The following is a 17,545-nucleotide window of genomic DNA, read 5'->3' as shown; positions in this document are numbered from 1 at the left end:
TTTCTTAGAACGCTCCGAACAGTTTGAGTGCCATGGCGATCGTCAGTGCGATCGAGACGACAAAGACGACGACTGCCGTCCGCTTGCCGCCTTCCTTCGTGACGGCGTCGTGATTGACGTCCATCAGCAGGTGGCGAATGCCGGCGCAGAAATGGTGGAAGAACGCCCAGGACAACACGAGGACGATCAGCTTGACGATGATGTTGGAGAGGAAGGCCTTGAAGACTTCGAAGCTGAGCTCTGACGTCAGGCTTTGATCGAGGAGGAACAGCAGGAACGGCAGGAACAGGAACAGCAGCGCGCCGCTGATTCGATGGAGAATCGACAATGTCGCCGCCAGCGGCATGCGATATTTCAGCGTGATATCGCTGAGTCCGATGTTCCGGTATTCCGGTCTCGGCTTTCTTACTGCGTCAGTCATGCTAGACCCCTACTATGTTGTCACACTAATCCGCGATTTTAGCGCCTTTTTATATCGCGCTGCAGCGAAAGTCTGCTCTGAATAGTTGCGCGAACTAGAACAAAGGCGGCCCGAAACGTGCTTCGCGAGTGTGGGAAACGCGAACGCACTCGGCCTGAGCCGAACCATCGTCAGCTCAAGTCATTCTGATAGTAGTACCCGGTTGTGACATACCAGCCGCGTCGCACTTCCACGGGCCGGTCCCCGTATGTATAGGACACGCGCTCGACCGACAGCAACGGGAAACCCACCGGCACATGCAGCAGGTCGGCCACCGCCGGCTCCGCCGCCACCGCACGGATCTTCTCCGTCGCGCGAATCATCCGCGTGCCGAACTCCGTCTCGAACATCGCGTAGAGCGGCCCCTTGTACTCGCTCAGCCGCTCGAACGTGAGCCCGCGGAACATCGTGCCCGGCAGCCAGATCTCGTCGAGCACCGTCACTTCGCTATCGAACTCCAGCAGGCGGCGCACCTGCACGACGGGATCGGCCGGCTTCAGGTCGAGCTGCCGCGCGATCTCGGCCGGCGCGCGCAGGCGCCGGCATTCGAGCAGGCGGCTCACGTGCGGGTGCTCGGCCCCGTCGTCGGCCAGCAAACGCAGGAAGCGGAACTGCGCGCGATCCTCGTTGTGCGTTGCAACAAAAGTACCCTTGCCCTGCCGCCGGACCACGAGATTTTCGGCGGCCAGTTCATCGATCGCCTTGCGAACGGTGCCCTGGCTGACCTTGTAGCGGGCCGCGAGCTCCACTTCGCTCGGGATGATCTCGCCCGGCTTCCATTCACCGGTTTCGAGACTTTGCGTGATCAATGACTTAATCTGCTGGTATAACGGGCTGAACGTGGGCGACGCAGAGGCCGCGGGCGAAGGTGCGGGATCGCTCGCGCCCGGCTGCCCTGGGCCGCCTGCGCCGGACTGATTCGCGGTATTCGCCTGGTTCGATGTCATGGCGCGCATTTCATCACAAACCGCACTTTTTCGTCCACTCAATTTCCGCAAAACATCTGTCTTATATAAGACATATGATACCGTTTGACTTTGCGCGTGACGGCTCCTACACTCCCGGTCGAGCAAGGGTTCGCGGGTGCAAACAGCGCGTCCCCGGCTACGTGCCACGGCCGTCTCCAGGTTCCCGCGTCTGCCATCGCGAATCCTCCGCCCTGCTTCAATGCAACGCTACGCACAACGCGCATAGAATGGCGTTTTCGCTAGCGTCCAACGCTTCACCCGTCCTGGAGATTTTCAATGGCTAAGCCCGCAAAGCGCGTTGCCGTCACCGGCGCCGCAGGTCAAATCGCTTACTCCCTGCTGTTCCGCATCGCGAACGGCGACCTGCTCGGCAAGGACCAGCCGGTCATCCTGCAACTGCTCGACCTCCCGCAAGCCCAAGGCGCCGTCAAAGGCGTCGTGATGGAACTCGACGATTGCGCGTTCCCGCTGCTCGCGGGCGTCGTGATCACCGACGACCCGAAGGTCGCATTCAAGGATGCCGACGTCGCGCTGCTGGTCGGTGCACGTCCGCGCTCGAAGGGCATGGAGCGCAAGGACCTGCTGTCGGCGAACGCCGAGATCTTCACGGTTCAGGGCGCCGCGCTGAACGAAGTCGCCAGCCGCGACGTGAAGGTGCTGGTCGTCGGCAACCCGGCGAACACGAACGCGTACATCGCGATGAAATCGGCGCCGGATCTGCCGAAGAAGAACTTCACGGCCATGCTGCGCCTCGACCACAACCGCGCGCTGTCGCAGCTCGCGGCCAAGTCGGGCAAGCCGGTCGCATCGATCGAGAAGCTCGCCGTGTGGGGCAACCACTCGCCGACGATGTACCCCGACTTCCGCTTCGCGACCGCCGAAGGCGAATCGATGCTGAAGCTGATCAACGACGACGTGTGGAACCGCGACACGTTCATCCCGACCGTCGGCAAGCGCGGCGCGGCGATCATCGAAGCGCGCGGCCTGTCGTCGGCAGCGTCGGCAGCCAACGCGGCGATCGACCACGTCCGTGACTGGGTGCTCGGCACGAACGGCAAGTGGGTCACGATGGGCATCCCGTCGGACGGTTCGTACGGCATCCCCGAAGACATCATCTACGGCGTGCCGGTCGTGTGCGAAAACGGCGAGTACAAGCGCGTCGAAGGCCTGGAAATCGACGCGTTCTCGCGCGAGAAGATGGACGGCACGCTGGCCGAGCTGCTCGAAGAGCGCGATGGCGTCGCCCACCTGCTGAAGAACTAAGCATCACGCGCATTGCCGGGCGGCCCTCGGGCAGCCCGGTTTCGGCACGGGCCCGGCATGCCGCCGGCCCGGCCGACCGATCCGATCCGTGCACGTTTTGCCGCCCCGCGCTCGCCGCGCACCGGCCCAGAATGCGCCCGAATCCGATTTTCTCCACGTTGACCCGCTTCCCTGACGTAGACGAGATGGCCGCGCTCACTCCTGCACAAGTGCTGTACGACGGGGCGTCCCCGCCCGCGATCCTGCCCTGCTGCGATCACTACGCGGGCAGCGAAAAGCTGATGCGCAAGTCGCTCGCGCTGCAGACCGAAACGGGCCCCGTGTTCGACATCACGCTCGACTGCGAGGACGGCGCGGCCGTCGGCCAGGAAGCCGCGCACGCGGCACTCGTCGCCGACCTGCTCGGCAGCGCCGAGAACCGCTTCGGCCGCGTCGGCGTCCGCATCCACGACTTTTCCCACCCGCACTGGCGCGACGACGTGCGCATCGTGCTGCGTGCATCGCGCGCACCCGCCTACATCACGCTCCCGAAGATCGCGAACGCCGCCGACGCGGCCGAAATGACCGCGTTCATCGAAGGCACGCGCCGCGAGCTCGGCATCGCGCAGCCGATCCCGGTCGACGTGCTGGTCGAGACGCACGGCGCGCTCGCGCAGGCGGCCGCCCTCGCCGCGCTGCCGACGGTCGGCACGCTGAGCTTCGGGCTGATGGATTTCGTCTCCGCGCATCACGGCGCGATCCCCGATGCCGCGATGCGCTCGCCCGGCCAGTTCGACCACCCGCTCGTACGCCGCGCGAAGCTGGAAATCGCCGCGGCCTGTCACGCGCACGGCAAGACGCCGTCGCACAACGTGACGACCGAAGTGCGCGACATGAGCGTCGCCGCCGGCGATGCACGCCGCGCGCGCGACGAATTCGCGTTCACGCGGATGTGGAGCATCCATCCCGCGCAGATCCGCCCGATCGTCGACGCCTTCGCACCGCGCACCGCCGAAGTCGCGCTGGCCGCCGAGATCCTGCTGGCCGCGCAGGCCGCCGACTGGGGTCCGACGCGCCACGGTGATACGCTGCACGATCGCGCGAGTTATCGTTATTACTGGTCGGTGCTGCGCCGCGCGCGGGCCACCGGCCAGCCCGTACCGGCCGAGGCCGCGCCGCTGTTCGGCCCGGCCGACGCGGGCAGCGCGCCGTAAGCGCGCACCGCCGGCCGATACACGAGTTTCATGCATTCGCCGACGCGCAAACCGGACAGAGGTTTGCGAAACGACAAAAAACGTAACGGAGCCCGAAAACCTGAAATATGCGCGGCCAAATAGGTGAAAATAGCGGCCGCTGCGCGCTTTCGGGGCGCGTGCAGTTTCAAACCGGCCGGCAGTTTCGATTGCCGACCCTTGTCAACTGATTATCGAAAGGTTCTGACTCCATGAAGAAACTCCTGATCGCTACCGCCATCGGCGCGTTGTCCGCCACGATGCTGGTGTCGGCTCCGAGCGCATTTGCCCAGGGTACGGCTACCACGACCGCGAAGAAGGCAACGGCCAAGCGCCCGGCGCCGGCCAAGCGCATCATCCCGCGCAGCAAGAAGGCGCAGGCGCGTGCCGCTGCCAAGGTCGATCCGGTACCGGAAGGCGCGGTCAAGTGGTCCTGTAAGGAAGGCCTGTCGTTCGACCTCGCCGGCGACATGAAGCGCGACCAGGTCATCACGGTTCACTGGGCGAAGAAGAACTACAAGCTGCCGCGTCAGGCCACGACGACGGGCGCCGACACGTTCTACGATCCGGCAGCAGGCTTCAAGCTGGTCGTGATCCCGACCAAGGCGATGCTGTTCTCCGACGCAAACGGCGGCGAGCGCCTCGCGGACGAATGCGTGACGCCGGAAATGGCGCAAGGCACGGCAGCGCCGACGCAATCGAACGAGCTGAAGCCCGTAACGAACTAAGCGCGCCCCCCGGCCCCTCGATGTCCGCCCCGGTCTCCAACGTCCGCCCTGCTCCGGATACGGTACTCGTCGATATCGTCGACTACGTGCTGAACACCGGTATCGACAGCGCGCTCGCGCTGGAGACGGCGCGTCATTGCCTGATCGACACGCTCGGATGCGGACTCGAGGCGCTGTCCTACCCTGCCTGCACCAAGCTGCTCGGCCCCGTCGTGCCCGGCACGATCGTGCCGAACGGCGCGAAGGTGCCCGGCACGTCCTTCCAGCTCGATCCCGTCCAGGCCGCGTTCAGCATCGGCGCAATGATCCGCTGGCTGGACTTCAACGACACCTGGCTCGCCGCCGAATGGGGCCATCCGTCCGACAACCTCGGCGGCATCCTGGCGACGGCCGACTGGCTCTCCCGCACGGCCGTCGCGGCCGGCCGCAAGCCGCTTGCCATGCGCGACGTGCTGGTCGCGATGATCCAGGCCCACGAGATCCAGGGCTGCCTCGCGCTCGAGAATTCGTTCAACGCGGTCGGGCTCGACCACGTGCTGCTCGTGAAGGTCGCGTCGACGGCCGTCGTCGGCCGGCTGCTCGGGCTCACGCGCGACGAGCTGATCAACGCGGTATCCAATGCGTTCGTCGACGGCCACGCGCTGCGCACCTATCGCCACGCGCCGAACACGGGTTCGCGCAAATCCTGGGCGGCCGGCGACGCCACCTCCCGCGCGGTGCGCCTCGCGCTGATCGCGAAAACGGGCGAAATGGGCTATCCGTCGGCGCTCACCGCGAAGACCTGGGGCTTCTACGACGTGCTGTTCGACGGGCAGCCGTTCCGTTTCCAGCGCCCGTACGGCACGTACGTGATGGAGAACGTGCTGTTCAAGATCGCGTTCCCCGCCGAATTCCATGCGCAAACGGCTGCCGAAGCCGCGCTGCAACTGCACGCGCAGCTCGCCGCCGCAGGCCGCTCGACCGACGACATCAGCCGGATCACGATCCGCACGCATGCGGCCGCGATCCGCATCATCGACAAGCAGGGCCCGCTCGCCAATCCGGCTGACCGCGACCACTGCATCCAGTACATGGTCGCCGTGCCGCTGCTGTTCGGCCGGCTGACCGCGGCCGACTACGAAGATTCGGCCGCAGCGGACCCGCGCATCGACGCGCTGCGCGCGAAAACCGTGTGCGTCGAGGATCCGCAGTTCACGAAGGATTACCACGATCCGGACAAGCGCTCGATCGCGAATGCGCTGACGATCGAGTTCACGGACGGGTCGAAGCTTGCCGAAGTGGCGGTCGAATACCCGCTCGGCCATCGGCGACGCCGCGCGGACGGCATCCCGCTCTTGGTCGAGAAATTCAGGACCAACCTCGCCCGCCGCTTCCCGGCAACACAGCAACAAGCGATTCTCGACGTGTCGCTGGACCAGGCAAAGCTCGAAGCGATGCCGGTCGATGAGTACGTCGATCTGTATGTTTCCTAGCCTTAACCCCAGGAAAATCACCATGGCCCACAATCTCCACAAGACCCTCAAGGAATTCGACAGCGGTTCCGGCAAAGGCAAGTTCTACTCGCTGCCGCAACTCGGCAAGGAGCTGAAGACGAAGATCGAACGCCTGCCGGTGTCGATCCGTATCGTGCTCGAGTCCGTGCTGCGCAACTACGACGGCAAGAAAATCACCGAAGAGCACATCGAGCAGCTCGCGAACTGGAAGCCGACCGCGAAGCGCGTCGACGAGATTCCGTTCGTGGTGTCGCGCGTCGTGCTGCAGGACTTCACGGGCGTGCCGCTGCTCGCCGACATCGCGGCCATGCGCGGCGTCGCCGAGCGCACGGGCAAGAACCCGAAGAAGATCGAGCCGCTGGTCCCGGTCGATCTCGTCGTCGACCACTCGGTCCAGATCGACTACTTCCGCCAGAAGGACGCGCTCGACCTGAACATGAAGCTGGAATTCCAGCGCAACAACGAGCGCTACCAGTTCATGAAGTGGGGCATGCAGGCCTTCGACACGTTCAAGGTCGTGCCGCCGGGCGTCGGCATCGTCCACCAGGTGAACCTCGAATACCTCGCGCGCGGCGTCCACAAGAAGGCGGATGGCGGCGACACCGTGTACTACCCGGATACCCTCGTCGGCACCGACAGCCACACGACGATGATCAACGGCATCGGCGTGGTCGGCTGGGGCGTGGGCGGCATCGAAGCGGAAGCCGGCATGCTCGGCCAGCCGGTGTACTTCCTGACGCCGGACGTCGTCGGCGTCGAGCTGAAGGGCAAGCTGCGCGAAGGCGTGACGGCCACCGACCTCGTGCTGACGATCACCGAAATGCTGCGTAAGGAGAAGGTCGTCGGCAAGTTCGTCGAGTTCTTCGGCGCCGGCACGAAGTCGCTGTCGCTGCCGGACCGCGCCACGATCGGCAACATGGCGCCGGAATACGGCGCGACGATGGGCTTCTTCCCGGTCGACGAAAAGACGATCGACTACTTCAAGGGCACGGGCCGCACGAAGGCGGAAATCGCCGCGTTCGAAAACTACTTCAAGGCGCAGAAGCTGTTCGGCATCCCGAAGGCCGGCGACATCGACTACACGAAGACGGTGACGCTGGACCTCGCGACGGTCGCGCCGTCGCTGGCCGGCCCGAAGCGCCCGCAGGACCGCATCGAGATCGGCAACGTCAAGTCGACGTTCACCGACCTGTTCTCGAAGCCGGTCGCCGACAACGGCTTCGCGAAGAAGGCGGACGACCTGAACACGCAGTACACGACGAGCAACGGCGTCGACGTGAAGAACGGCGACGTGCTGATCGCCGCGATCACGTCGTGCACGAACACGTCGAACCCGAGCGTGCTGCTGGCGGCCGGCCTGCTAGCGAAGAAGGCGGTCGAGGCCGGCCTCACGGTCGATCCGAAGATCAAGACCTCGCTCGCGCCGGGATCGCGCATCGTCACCGAGTACCTGACGAAGACGGGCCTGCTGCCCTACCTGTCGAAGCTCGGCTTCGAAGTCGCGGCCTACGGCTGCACGACCTGTATCGGCAACGCGGGCGACCTGACGCCGGAACTGAACGAAGCGATCACGAAGAACGACATCGTCGCGGCTGCCGTGCTGTCGGGCAACCGCAACTTCGAAGCGCGTATCCATCCGAACATCCGCGCGAACTTCCTCGCGTCGCCGCCGCTCGTCGTCGCGTACGCGATCGCCGGCAACATCACGCGCGACCTGATGACCGAGCCGGTCGGCAAGGGCAAGGGCGGCCGCGACATCTACCTCGGCGACATCTGGCCGACGAGCGATGAAATCCACGCGCTGCTCAAGTTCGCGCTCGATCCGAAGAAGTTCGAGGACAACTACGCGAAGCTGACCAAGAAGGGCGACCTCTGGAGCAAGATCGAGGGCGAATCGGGCCAGGTCTACGACTGGCCGAAGTCGACGTACATCGCCGAGCCGCCGTTCTTCGGCAACGACTTCTCGATGGAACCGGCTGCGTCGATCCCGACGGTCAAGGGCGCGCGCGCGCTGGGCATCTTCGGCGACTCGGTCACGACCGACCACATCAGCCCGGCAGGCTCGATCAAGGAAGACTCGCCGGCAGGCAAGTGGCTGAAGGAAAACGGCGTGCAGAAGGCCGACTTCAACAGCTACGGCTCGCGCCGCGGCAACCACGACGTGATGATGCGCGGCACGTTCGCGAACGTCCGGATCAAGAACCTGATGATCCCGGTGAAGGCCGACGGCACGCGCGTCGAAGGCGGCCTGACGATTCACCAGCCGAGCGGCGAACAGCAGTCGATCTATGACGCGGCAATGCAGTACGTTGCCGCCGACACGCCGACCGTCGTGTTCGCGGGCGAAGAGTACGGCACGGGCTCGTCGCGCGACTGGGCCGCGAAGGGCACCCAACTGCTCGGCGTGAAGGCCGTGGTCGCACGCAGCTTCGAGCGGATCCACCGCTCGAACCTGGTCGGCATGGGCGTGCTGCCGCTGCAATTCAAGGGCTCGGACAGCGTCCAGTCGCTCGGCATCACCGGCGAAGAGACCTACGACATCGAAGGCCTCGGCGACGACTTCAAGCCGCAGCAGGACGTCACGCTCGTGATCAATCGCAAGAACGGCGAAACGCAGCGCGTGCCGGTGCTGCTGCGCATCGATACGCCGATCGAAGTCGACTACTACAAGCACGGCGGTATCCTGCCGTTCGTGCTGCGCTCGCTGCTCGCAGCGTAAGCGCTGCTTTTGCAGGTGCCGCAGCCGCCTCGCGGCGGTTGCGGCCGATTTGGATGCCCGACCTCGTGTCGGGCTTTTTTTTGCCTGCGCGCTACGCGACGCTGCCTCGCGCCTTCGCGCCCGCTCGTGCGTTCTTCTTCAGATGCGTCCGGTTGTATTCGATCGCCGCGCGCACCAGGCTTTTCAGCGCCCGCTTGTCGATCCGGTCGCCTTCGAGGAAATCGATCGCGCGCCGCGCATTGCCTTCCAGGCCGGCGTTGAACAGCCGGTCGGGATCCGGCAGTTGCGCGCCGTGCATGAAGGTCAGCTTCACCTTGCCCTTGTGCGCATCCGCGACCGCGATCATCCCGTCGCACGACCACACGGGGCTGCCCATCCACTTCCATTCCTCGACGATGCCCGCGTCGGCCGCGAGGATCGTCTGGCGGAGCTCGGCAAAGGTCTGACCGCGCCAGTCGGCGATGCCGGCGATCAGCGCGTCGATGCGCGCCGACGGGTCGAGGTCCGTTGTACTCATGCGCGGGCCTCCGTGCCTTCGTCGGGACGCGCCAGAACCTGTTCAAGCGACTCGAAGAACCGCACCCAGCCGTGCTGCGCGCCGCGGTACGCCTGCTCCTGATCCGCGCGGAAGCCGACCTGCTCCATGCGCAAGTGCGTGCCGGCCGGCGTCGGCGTAAGCGTCCACGTGACGACGCTTTCGAGGCCGTACGCGGCCCATGTATAGGACAGCGCCCGCGGCGGCTCGATCGTCAGGACCTTGCAGTCGACCGAACCCCAGTCCGCGCGGAAGCTGAAAGCGCGGCCCGCGACGGGTTCGAAGTCGCTCTTCATCAGCCACGCCTCGATCAGGTGCGGTTGCGTGAGCGCGCGCCAGATCTTCTCCGGCGGATGCGGCAGCTCGCGGTCGACGACGACGGAGCGCGTTTCGGTAGAGGCTTGGTTCATTGATCCATCCTTTTGAGCAGATCTTCGAGGGCATCGAACCGGTTCTGCCAGAAGCCGGCCATCTGGCTTGTCCAGTCGATCAACGGGGCCAGCGCTTGCGGCTGCGCGCTGTAGTGCGTCTGCCGGCCTTCGTGGCGGTCGCTCACGAGCCCGGCCTGCTTCAGTACGCCGAGATGCTTCGAGACGGCCGGCTGCGAGACGCCCGCATGGGCCGTCAGCGCGGCAACCGTCAACTCGCCATCCGCGCACAGCCGCTCGAAGAGCGCGCGGCGCGTGGGATCGGCAAGGGTCCTGAAAAGCATGTCGTGAGCGTTCTGCATGTCCAAATCCATAACCCGGTGGTTATGGATTGAAGGATATCCGCTGATTGCCGCGAGTCAAGGCGGGATTTCGCGAACGGCGTCGCTCGATCCTGCGCGGACATCCTGTCCGCCACGTCGGCGCGTGCCCGCCCCGAATTCGAGCATTCCCTCTAATCCGCAATCGCGGCGCGCGATCCGAAAGCCGCCTGCAAGACTGCCCGGCGCGCCGTTCCACAGTTCGGGAAACGTTTGAGGTCCACTGGCCCCGTTCTTGTGCATGCACGCATCCGTTCCTGACGAGTCCCTTCCATTGACCACATAGTGCGACTCGGCACGCGGCAACCGGCACGCAAGCCTCGTCCATCCACGCGACCCTGCACTCCACGATCGCGCATGTTCCGATGCAGTGACGAACGACTCGTGCGTCCGAACGACGCGCGTTGCCGCGCCGTCGTGCCACGAACCGGTTCCGCTCGCCGGGCTCGCCATCGCTTGCGCATACGACGCCACGCGCGCGTGCGCACGCGCCGATGTCAGAACTGACAGCTATGGAAAATGGCAGCTACCCGAACCGCACCGACGCCCTACGCTCGTCACCGCTCGCGGCCCCACAAGGGCCGGGGGTTCCAGTAACGTCGCCTCTCCTAAAAAAGGACTCCCGATGAAAAGGAATGCCCGGTTTGCCCTTCCCCTTCCGTCGCCCCGCCGCCTTGCGTGCGTGGCACCGCTCGTGTTCGCCGCCGCTGCGGCGCACGCGGCGACGGATTGGGTCGATACCCATACGAAGGCCTTTCTGACCGGCCCGCAGTTGATGGCGCGCAGTGCGGCGCCGTCGCTCGAACTCGCGGCCGGCGAGACGACCAACGTCGTCGTCAGCCTGAAGCTGCGCAACGACGCGCAGCTCAAGCAACTGGCGCGCGACGTGAACCGGCCCGGCAGCGCGCATTACCGCCAGTACCTCACGCACGAGCAGTTCCTCGCCAATTACGCGCCGACCGACGCGCAGGTGAAGTCGGTGGTCGACTATCTGCACAAGAGCGGCTTCGTGAACGTCGAGGTCGCGCCGAACCGGCTGCTGGTATCCGCAAGCGGCACGGCCGGCACGGTGAAGACTGCGTTCAACACGTCGCTCGTACACTTCCAGTACGCGGGCCGCTCGGGCTTCGCCAACGCGTCGACCGCGCAGGTGCCGCGCGCGCTCGGCGACGTCGTCGGCTCGGTGCTCGGGCTGCAGAGCGTCGCGCGTGCACGGCCGATGCTGCGCGTCGGCAACGTGGCGAAGCCGCAAGCGCTCGCGGCCGGCACGGCGACCGGCCACTATCCGAAGGAATTCCCGGGCCTCTACAACGCGACCGGCGTGCCGACCGCGGCCGGCGTGACCGTCGGCATCATCACGATCGGCGGCGTGTCGCAAACGCTGCAGGACCTGAAGCAGTTCACGTCGAGCAACGGTTACGGCACGGTCTCGACGCAGACCGTCAAGACCAACGGCACGAGCGGCAGCTACAGCGACGACCAGAGCGGCCAGGGCGAATGGGATCTCGACAGCCAGTCGATCGTCGGCTCGGCCGGCGGCCAGGTCGGCAAGCTCGTGTTCTACATGGCGGACCTCAACGCCTCCGGCAACACAGGCCTCACGCAGGCGTTCAACCGCGCGGTGTCGGACAACACCGCGAAGGTGATCAACGTGTCGCTCGGCTGGTGCGAGACCGACGCGAGCGCGGACGGCACGCTCGACGCCGAGGAGCAGATCTTCACGACGGCCGCGGCGCAAGGCCAGACGTTCTCGGTGTCGTCAGGCGACGAAGGCGTGTACGAGTGCAACAACCGCGGCTATCCGGACGGCTCGAACTACACGGTATCGTGGCCGGCTTCGTCGCCGCACGTGCTCGCGATCGGCGGCACGACGCTCTACACGACGTCGGCGGGCGCCTTCTCGAACGAGACGGTGTGGAACGAAGGGCTCGACGGCAACGGCAAGCTGTGGGCGACGGGCGGCGGCGTCAGCACGATCCTGCCCGCGCCGTCGTGGCAGTCCGGCAGCAACCGCCAGTTGCCGGACGTCTCGTTCGACGCTGCGCAAAGCACGGGCGCGTACATCTACAACTACGGCCAGTTGCAGCAGATCGGCGGCACGAGCCTCGCCGCGCCGATCTTCACGGGCCTCTGGGCGCGCCTGCTCGCGGCGAACGGCACGGGCCTCGGCTTCCCGGCCGGCAACCTGTATCGCGCGATTCCGTCGAACCCGTCGCTCGTGCGCTATGACGTCGTGTCGGGGAACAACGGCTATCAGGGGTACGGCTATACCGCAGGCACCGGGTGGGATCTGACGACCGGCTTCGGCAGCCTGAACATCGCGAACCTCAACCAGCTGATCAAGTCGGGCGGGTTCTGATCGATGCATGAAGGCCGGCGCGCGGCGGTGGTCTGTCGCGCGCCGGTTCGTGACTTTCCCGTGCCCTACTCCGTCGCCTGCTCGTTCACGCGCTCCGGCGCGGCCGGCACGCCGGCCCGATGCGACGGCGCGAACAGCCGCAACCCGCTCGCGACGCTCGCGGCCCCCGCAAAGCCCGCGCCGAGCATCAGCGCGAGCGTCGGCCCGTGGCGCCCCGCGATCCCGAACGACAGCGCGACGAGCGCCGCGCCCGTTGCCTGCCCGATCAGCCGCGCGGTCGCGATGATTCCGCTCGCGCCGCCGCTGCGTTCGGGCGGCGCGCTCGACATCAGCGCCTTCAGGTTCGGCGACTGGAAGAAGCCGAAGCCCGCGCCGCACAGCATCATCCGCCAGCCGATGTCGACGACGCCCGGCGCCGCCGGCAACGCGGCGAGCGACACCATGCCCGCGCTCAGCAGCGCGAGCCCGATCGCGCCGAGCAGGCCCGGCGGGTAGCGATCCGACAGCCGGCCCGCGATCGGCGCGGCAAGCGCGACGATCGCCGACCACGGCGTCATCAGGAACCCCGTCTCGACCGCGCTGCGATGCAGGACGGTTTCGAAATAGAACGGCAGCGACACGAACGCGAGCCCTTGCGCGGCGAACGCGCATACGGCTGTCAGCGCGGACAGCGTGAACACCGGCCGGCGAAACAGGTCGACCGGCAGCATCGGCGCCGGGTGCCCGGCCTGGCGGCGGATCAGCAGCCAGCCGAATGCGAGCGCAACCGCGGCCGCCGCGAACACGACGGAAAGCGGCCCGCGCTGCGCGAATTCGCCGAGCGCGAAGATCAGCGACGCGAACGTGATCACGTTGAACAGCGCGGCAACCGGATCGAACGCATGCTTGCCGCGCGCCGTCTGCGGCAGCGACGGAATCGCCACCGCGAGCGCGAACACGCCGAGCGGCACGTTCACCGCGAACAGCCACGGCCACGCGGCGACCGACAGGATCAGCGACGCGATCGTCGGCCCCACCGCAAACGACACGCCGACGACGAGCGCGTTGAAGCCGACGCCGCGCCCGAGACGGTGCGCGGGAAACAGGCCGCGGATCAGCGCGACGTTCACGCTCATGATCGCGCTCGCACCGAAGCCCTGCACGATCCGCGCGGCCGTCAGCATCGGCAGCGTCGACGCGAGCGAACAGCCGAGCGACGCGAGCGTGAACACCGCGAGCCCGGCGATATACACGCGCTTGTGGCCGACGATGTCGCCGAGCGATGCGAACGGCAGCAGCGTCGCGACCATCGCGAGCTGGTATGCGTTGATGATCCACACGGACGCGGCCGGCGACGCATGCAGGTCGGCCGCGATCGCGGGCAGCGCGGTGTTCGCGATCGCGGTGTCGAGCGTCGCGAGCGCGACGGCCAGCAGCACCGCGGACATCGCGCGCCAGTTGACGGCCGGCTCATGGGCGCCGGCGGGGGAAGCGAATTCGGACAAGATGAGGCTCGGCTGACGAGCGACGCGTTGCGCCGCGTCGCGGATTGAACTCGCGGCGGCGTTCCGGTCGCACCGCTCGGAACGCGCGCCGCCGCGCCCCGTATTGTTGCAGAGCCGCATCGAACGTGCAGGCAGCCGCCTCGTCAGTCAGCGAAATGAAAGCAGGCGCGTTGCCGTGCATCTTGCGCGGCAACGCATGCGACGCATCTCCGACGCGTCAGGTCACCGCGCGCCGCGCATTACGCCCGCGCAGCCATTCGAGCGCAAGCAGCAGGCTCGTCGAGAAAATGATCAGGATCGTTGCGAGCGCAGCGATCGTCGGGCTGATGTTCTCGCGGATGCCGGTGAACATCTGGCGCGGCAGCGTCGTCTGGTCCGCGCCCGCGAGGAACAGCGTGACGACGACTTCGTCGAACGACGTCGCGAACGCGAACAGCGCGCCCGACATCACGCCCGGCGCGATCACCGGCAGCGTCACGCGGAAAAAGGTCGTCACGGAATTCGCGCCGAGCGACAGGCTCGCGCGCACGAGGTTCTGGTTGAAGCCCTGCAGCGTCGCGGCAACCGTCGTCACGACGAACGGCACGCCGAGCGCCGCGTGCGCGGCGATCAGCCCCGTATAGGTATTCGCGAGCCCGAGCGGCGCGAAGAACAGGTACATGCCGACGCCGACCACGACGACGGGCACGATCATCGGCGACAGCAGCACGGCCATCAGCAGCCCCTTGCCGCGGAAGTCGGCCTTCGTGAGACCGATCGCGGCGAGCGTGCCGAGCACGGTCGCGACGACGGTCGCCGACGGCGCGACGATAAAGCTGTTCTTCGCGGCCATCCGCCATTCGTCCGATGCGATCAGGTTCTCGTACCAGCGCATCGAGAAGCCCGGGATCGGATAGACGAGGAACGTGCTCGACGAGAACGACAGCGGCACGATCGCGAGCACCGGCAGGATCAGGTACAGCAGCGTCAGCACGACGAGCACGCGCAGCGCGACGTACCACGCGCGCTCGACGAACGACATGTGCGGCGCGAACAGCGGCCTGGCGAGTTTCATGGTCGGATTCCCTTTCCCGTTTCGTTGTACGCGGCGCTCAGCCGAGGCTCACGTTCGTGCGCGTGAAGCGCCCGTACACCGCATACAGCACGAGCGTCGCCGCGAGCAGCAGCCCGCCGAGCGCGCACGCCATGCCCCAGTTGATCGTCACGTTCGTGAAGTACGCGACGTAGTAGCTGACCATCTGGTCGTTCGGCCCGCCGAGCAGCGCGGGCGTGATGTAGTAGCCGATCGCGAGGATGAACACGAGCAGCGCGCCCGCGCCGACGCCCGGATAGGTCTGCGGCACGTACACGCGCCAGAACGCGGCGAACGGATGGCTGCCGAGCGACACGGCCGCGCGCTGGTAGGTCGGCGGGATCGACTTCATCACGCTGTAGAGCGGCAGGATCATGAACGGCAGCAGGATGTGCGTCATCGAGATGTACACGCCGATGCGGTTGAACAGCAGCGTCAGCGGATGCGAGATCAGCCCGCTGCCGATCAGCGCCGTGTTGATCAGCCCTTCGCTCTGCAGCAGCACGATCCACGCGGCGACGCGCACCAGCACCGAGGTCCAGAACGGAATCAGCACGAGGATCATCACGAGGTTCGCGCGCCGATCCGACAGTGTCGAGATCCAGTACGCGAGCGGGTAGCCGAGCAGCAGCGCGAACAGCGTGACGGCGACGCCGATCACGAACGTGCGGCCGAAGATCGCGAGATAGATCGACTGGTCGGGATCGGCCTGCACGATATGGCCGAAGCCGTCCTGCTTGTGGTCGAGCGCGGCGAGCAGGTAGAACGGCGACACCTGGCTGCCGTTCTTCGCGATCGACTGCCAGTACGCGAGCTCGCCCCAGCGCGAATCGAGCTCGATGAATTTCTCGCGCGTCTGCGCGGGCGTCAGCGCCGCGTCGCCGGCACCCTCCCCGCCCTTCAGCGGCATCGCGCGCGCCGTCTTCGCGACGAGCGAGCGATAGCCGGGAATTTCGGTGTTCAGGCGCCGCGCGAGCGCGCCCATCGCCTCGCTGTCGGCCACCTTCGTCATGTCGGCCGCGAGCGCGACATACGCGGCATCGGCCGGCGGCGCCTTGCGGTCCCAGCCCGACAGCGCGGCAATCGTGTTCGGCAGCGCGGTCGCAATCTCGGGGTTCTGCACCGCGCGCGTGAGCAGCGTGCCGATCGGCACGACGAAAATCAGCAGCAGGAAAATCGCGAGCGGCGCGACCAGCAGCAGCGCCATCGTGCGCTTGCGGGCCTCGGCGGCCTTCAGCTCGCGCTTGAGCGCGGCCGTCGACGGCGAGGAAGGTGCGATCGTCATCGTATTCAACGGTTTCTCTCCGGCCGGACCGCGATCCGGCGGAAGGCCGCGCGGCGCTGAATCGCGCCGCGCGGCCGGTTGCGTCAGGACGCCTGCGCGCTTACTTCGTCGCCCATGCGGAGAAGCGCTGCTCGAGCTCGTCGCTGTGATCGGTCCAGAAACCGATGTCCTCCAGCACCGCGTTCTTGCCGTTGGCCGGCGAGTTCGGCAGGTTGGCGAGCGTCTTCGCGTCGAGCGACTTGATCGCCGCGATGTTCGCGGGACCGTACGCGATGTGCTGCGCATACGCCTGCTGCGGCTTCGGCGTCAGCGAGTACGCGATGTACTGCTCGGCCAGCGCCTTGTTCGGCGAACCCTTCGGAATCGCCCAGTAGTCGAGGTCGTAGATACTGCCGTTCCACACGACCTTCAGGTTCTTGCCTTCCTTCTGCGCGGCGTCGATGCGGCCGTTGTACGCGGTCGACATCACGACGTCGCCGGCGACGAGGAACTGCGGCGGCTGCGCGCCCGCTTCCCACCACTGGATGTACGGCTTCAGCTCGTCGAGCTTCTTGAACGCGCGGTCCTGGCCGGCCTTCGTGCCGAGCACCTTGTAGACATCCTTCGTCGCGACGCCGTCGGCCATCAGCGCGAACTCGAGGTTGTAGCGCGCGCCCTTGCGCATCCCGCGCTTGCCGGGGAATTTCTTCACGTTCCAGAAATCGGCCCAGCCGGTCGGCGCGCCCTTCAGCTTGTCCGCGTTGTACGACAGCGCCGTCGACCACACGAAGAAGCCGACGCCGCACACCTGCGGCGATTCCGGAATCAGGTCGGACTTCTTCGCAATTTTCGACCAGTCGAGTTTTTCATACAGCCCTTCGTCGCAGCCGCGGTTCAGGTCGCCCGATTCGACTTCGACCACGTCCCAGTTGACGTGCTTCGCCTCGACCATCGCCTTCACTTTCGCCTGCTCGCCGTTGTATTCGACGGCCGTGACCTTGTTGCCGGTCGCCTTCTCGAACGGCTGGTTGAACGCGGCCTTCTGCGCGTCGCCGTTCGCGCCGCCGAAGTTGACGACCGTGAGTTCGGCAGCCGTTGCCGATGCGCCGAACGCGACCAGTGCCAGCGCGAGCGCCGTGCGGCGCGCCGTAAAGCTTGCTCGTTTCATGATGGTTCCTCTCCTCTCGTGGTGGAAGTGGGCTTTGTTGTTGACGACGTGCTGCGGAAAATCGGGTAAACCA

At 66.3% G+C, this 17,545-nt stretch carries 15 protein-coding genes; 6 read left to right on the top strand and 9 right to left on the bottom strand.

The window, feature by feature from the left end:
* Positions 1-4: 4 nt before the first annotated feature.
* Positions 5-421 (bottom strand): succinate dehydrogenase, cytochrome b556 subunit, encoded by a 417-nt coding sequence (sdhC, locus tag BFF94_RS01940; RefSeq protein ID WP_128849432.1) that lies wholly within the window; start codon positions 419-421, stop codon positions 5-7.
* Between the two features lie 170 nt (positions 422-591).
* Entirely contained in the window at positions 592-1,416 is an 825-nt protein-coding gene (locus BFF94_RS01935; RefSeq protein ID WP_219138971.1) for a GntR family transcriptional regulator, read from the bottom strand.
* Between the two features lie 288 nt (positions 1,417-1,704).
* Here BFF94_RS01935 and BFF94_RS01930 point away from each other — a divergent pair, with 288 nt between their 5' ends.
* The 5 genes from BFF94_RS01930 to acnA all read left to right on the top strand — a co-directional run bounded on the left by BFF94_RS01930 (position 1,705) and on the right by acnA (position 8,842).
* Positions 1,705-2,691 carry a malate dehydrogenase gene (locus tag BFF94_RS01930; RefSeq protein WP_128849430.1) on the top strand — a complete coding sequence of 329 codons (987 nt, stop codon included), beginning with the start codon at positions 1,705-1,707 and terminating at the stop codon, positions 2,689-2,691.
* A gap of 185 nt (positions 2,692-2,876) precedes the next feature.
* Entirely contained in the window at positions 2,877-3,884 is a 1,008-nt protein-coding gene (locus BFF94_RS01925; protein ID WP_219138970.1) for an HpcH/HpaI aldolase/citrate lyase family protein, read from the top strand.
* 230 nt (positions 3,885-4,114) lie between these two features.
* Entirely contained in the window at positions 4,115-4,630 is a 516-nt protein-coding gene (locus BFF94_RS01920) for a hypothetical protein (protein WP_128849427.1), read from the top strand.
* Positions 4,631-4,650: 20 nt separating this feature from the next.
* Positions 4,651-6,102, top strand: a complete 1,452-nt coding sequence (locus BFF94_RS01915) for a bifunctional 2-methylcitrate dehydratase/aconitate hydratase (RefSeq protein WP_128849424.1) — start codon at positions 4,651-4,653, stop codon at positions 6,100-6,102.
* A 22-nt stretch (positions 6,103-6,124) separates the two neighbouring features.
* The gene (gene acnA / locus BFF94_RS01910; RefSeq protein ID WP_128849422.1) at positions 6,125-8,842 is read left to right on the top strand and encodes an aconitate hydratase AcnA; all 2,718 of its coding nucleotides are present in this window, start codon (positions 6,125-6,127) and stop codon (positions 8,840-8,842) included.
* A gap of 91 nt (positions 8,843-8,933) precedes the next feature.
* Here the strand turns inward: acnA and BFF94_RS01905 are convergent, their stop codons facing one another.
* Genes BFF94_RS01905 through BFF94_RS01895 form a run of 3 tightly spaced genes read right to left on the bottom strand, consistent with a single transcriptional unit; the run spans position 8,934 to position 10,107 of the window.
* Positions 8,934-9,359: a DUF1801 domain-containing protein gene (locus tag BFF94_RS01905; protein WP_128849420.1), complete on the bottom strand. Its 426-nt coding sequence runs from the start codon at positions 9,357-9,359 to the stop codon at positions 8,934-8,936.
* Positions 9,356-9,787, bottom strand: a complete 432-nt coding sequence (locus BFF94_RS01900) for an SRPBCC family protein (RefSeq protein ID WP_128849417.1) — start codon at positions 9,785-9,787, stop codon at positions 9,356-9,358. The genes BFF94_RS01905 and BFF94_RS01900 overlap by 4 nt, the downstream gene beginning before the upstream one ends.
* Positions 9,784-10,107 carry an ArsR/SmtB family transcription factor gene (locus tag BFF94_RS01895; protein WP_041493622.1) on the bottom strand — a complete coding sequence of 108 codons (324 nt, stop codon included), beginning with the start codon at positions 10,105-10,107 and terminating at the stop codon, positions 9,784-9,786. The genes BFF94_RS01900 and BFF94_RS01895 overlap by 4 nt, the downstream gene beginning before the upstream one ends.
* A 643-nt stretch (positions 10,108-10,750) precedes the next feature.
* On the opposite strand from BFF94_RS01895, the gene BFF94_RS01890 reads away from it, so the two are divergent.
* Complete coding sequence (locus tag BFF94_RS01890; RefSeq protein ID WP_128849412.1) at positions 10,751-12,484, top strand: S53 family peptidase; 1,734 nt, start codon at positions 10,751-10,753, stop codon at positions 12,482-12,484.
* 65 nt (positions 12,485-12,549) lie between these two features.
* Here the strand turns inward: BFF94_RS01890 and BFF94_RS01885 are convergent, their stop codons facing one another.
* The 4 genes from BFF94_RS01885 to BFF94_RS01870 all read right to left on the bottom strand — a co-directional run bounded on the left by BFF94_RS01885 (position 12,550) and on the right by BFF94_RS01870 (position 17,472).
* Positions 12,550-13,968 (bottom strand): MFS transporter, encoded by a 1,419-nt coding sequence (locus tag BFF94_RS01885; protein WP_219138911.1) that lies wholly within the window; start codon positions 13,966-13,968, stop codon positions 12,550-12,552.
* Between the two features lie 217 nt (positions 13,969-14,185).
* Positions 14,186-15,022 (bottom strand): ABC transporter permease, encoded by an 837-nt coding sequence (locus tag BFF94_RS01880; protein ID WP_128849409.1) that lies wholly within the window; start codon positions 15,020-15,022, stop codon positions 14,186-14,188.
* Between the two features lie 37 nt (positions 15,023-15,059).
* Complete coding sequence (locus BFF94_RS01875; RefSeq protein ID WP_162285584.1) at positions 15,060-16,325, bottom strand: ABC transporter permease; 1,266 nt, start codon at positions 16,323-16,325, stop codon at positions 15,060-15,062.
* 100 nt (positions 16,326-16,425) lie between these two features.
* A complete protein-coding gene (locus tag BFF94_RS01870; RefSeq protein ID WP_128849405.1) occupies positions 16,426-17,472 on the bottom strand; it encodes an ABC transporter substrate-binding protein in 1,047 nt (348 codons plus the stop codon).
* Positions 17,473-17,545: the final 73 nt, after the last annotated feature.

Source organism: Burkholderia catarinensis, assembly GCF_001883705.2.
Taxonomy (GTDB): Bacteria; Pseudomonadota; Gammaproteobacteria; order Burkholderiales; family Burkholderiaceae; genus Burkholderia; species Burkholderia catarinensis.
Note: the sequence above shows the minus strand (reverse complement) of the source record. Positions and strands in the feature narration are given on the sequence as shown.

Excerpts from the sequence above, each read along its gene's own strand:
- BFF94_RS01925 (WP_219138970.1), top strand. The coding sequence starts at position 2,877 with ATGGCCGCGCTCACTCCTGCACAAGTGCTGTACGACGGGGCGTCCCCG.
- BFF94_RS01895 (WP_041493622.1), bottom strand. The coding sequence starts at position 10,107 with ATGCAGAACGCTCACGACATGCTTTTCAGGACCCTTGCCGATCCCACG.
- BFF94_RS01905 (WP_128849420.1), bottom strand. The coding sequence starts at position 9,359 with ATGAGTACAACGGACCTCGACCCGTCGGCGCGCATCGACGCGCTGATC.
- acnA (WP_128849422.1), top strand. The coding sequence starts at position 6,125 with ATGGCCCACAATCTCCACAAGACCCTCAAGGAATTCGACAGCGGTTCC.
- BFF94_RS01880 (WP_128849409.1), bottom strand. The coding sequence starts at position 15,022 with ATGAAACTCGCCAGGCCGCTGTTCGCGCCGCACATGTCGTTCGTCGAG.
- BFF94_RS01870 (WP_128849405.1), bottom strand. The coding sequence starts at position 17,472 with ATGAAACGAGCAAGCTTTACGGCGCGCCGCACGGCGCTCGCGCTGGCA.
- sdhC (WP_128849432.1), bottom strand. The coding sequence starts at position 421 with ATGACTGACGCAGTAAGAAAGCCGAGACCGGAATACCGGAACATCGGA.
- BFF94_RS01920 (WP_128849427.1), top strand. The coding sequence starts at position 4,115 with ATGAAGAAACTCCTGATCGCTACCGCCATCGGCGCGTTGTCCGCCACG.
- BFF94_RS01900 (WP_128849417.1), bottom strand. The coding sequence starts at position 9,787 with ATGAACCAAGCCTCTACCGAAACGCGCTCCGTCGTCGTCGACCGCGAG.
- BFF94_RS01890 (WP_128849412.1), top strand. The coding sequence starts at position 10,751 with ATGAAAAGGAATGCCCGGTTTGCCCTTCCCCTTCCGTCGCCCCGCCGC.
- BFF94_RS01915 (WP_128849424.1), top strand. The coding sequence starts at position 4,651 with ATGTCCGCCCCGGTCTCCAACGTCCGCCCTGCTCCGGATACGGTACTC.
- BFF94_RS01875 (WP_162285584.1), bottom strand. The coding sequence starts at position 16,325 with ATGACGATCGCACCTTCCTCGCCGTCGACGGCCGCGCTCAAGCGCGAG.
- BFF94_RS01930 (WP_128849430.1), top strand. The coding sequence starts at position 1,705 with ATGGCTAAGCCCGCAAAGCGCGTTGCCGTCACCGGCGCCGCAGGTCAA.
- BFF94_RS01935 (WP_219138971.1), bottom strand. The coding sequence starts at position 1,416 with ATGCGCGCCATGACATCGAACCAGGCGAATACCGCGAATCAGTCCGGC.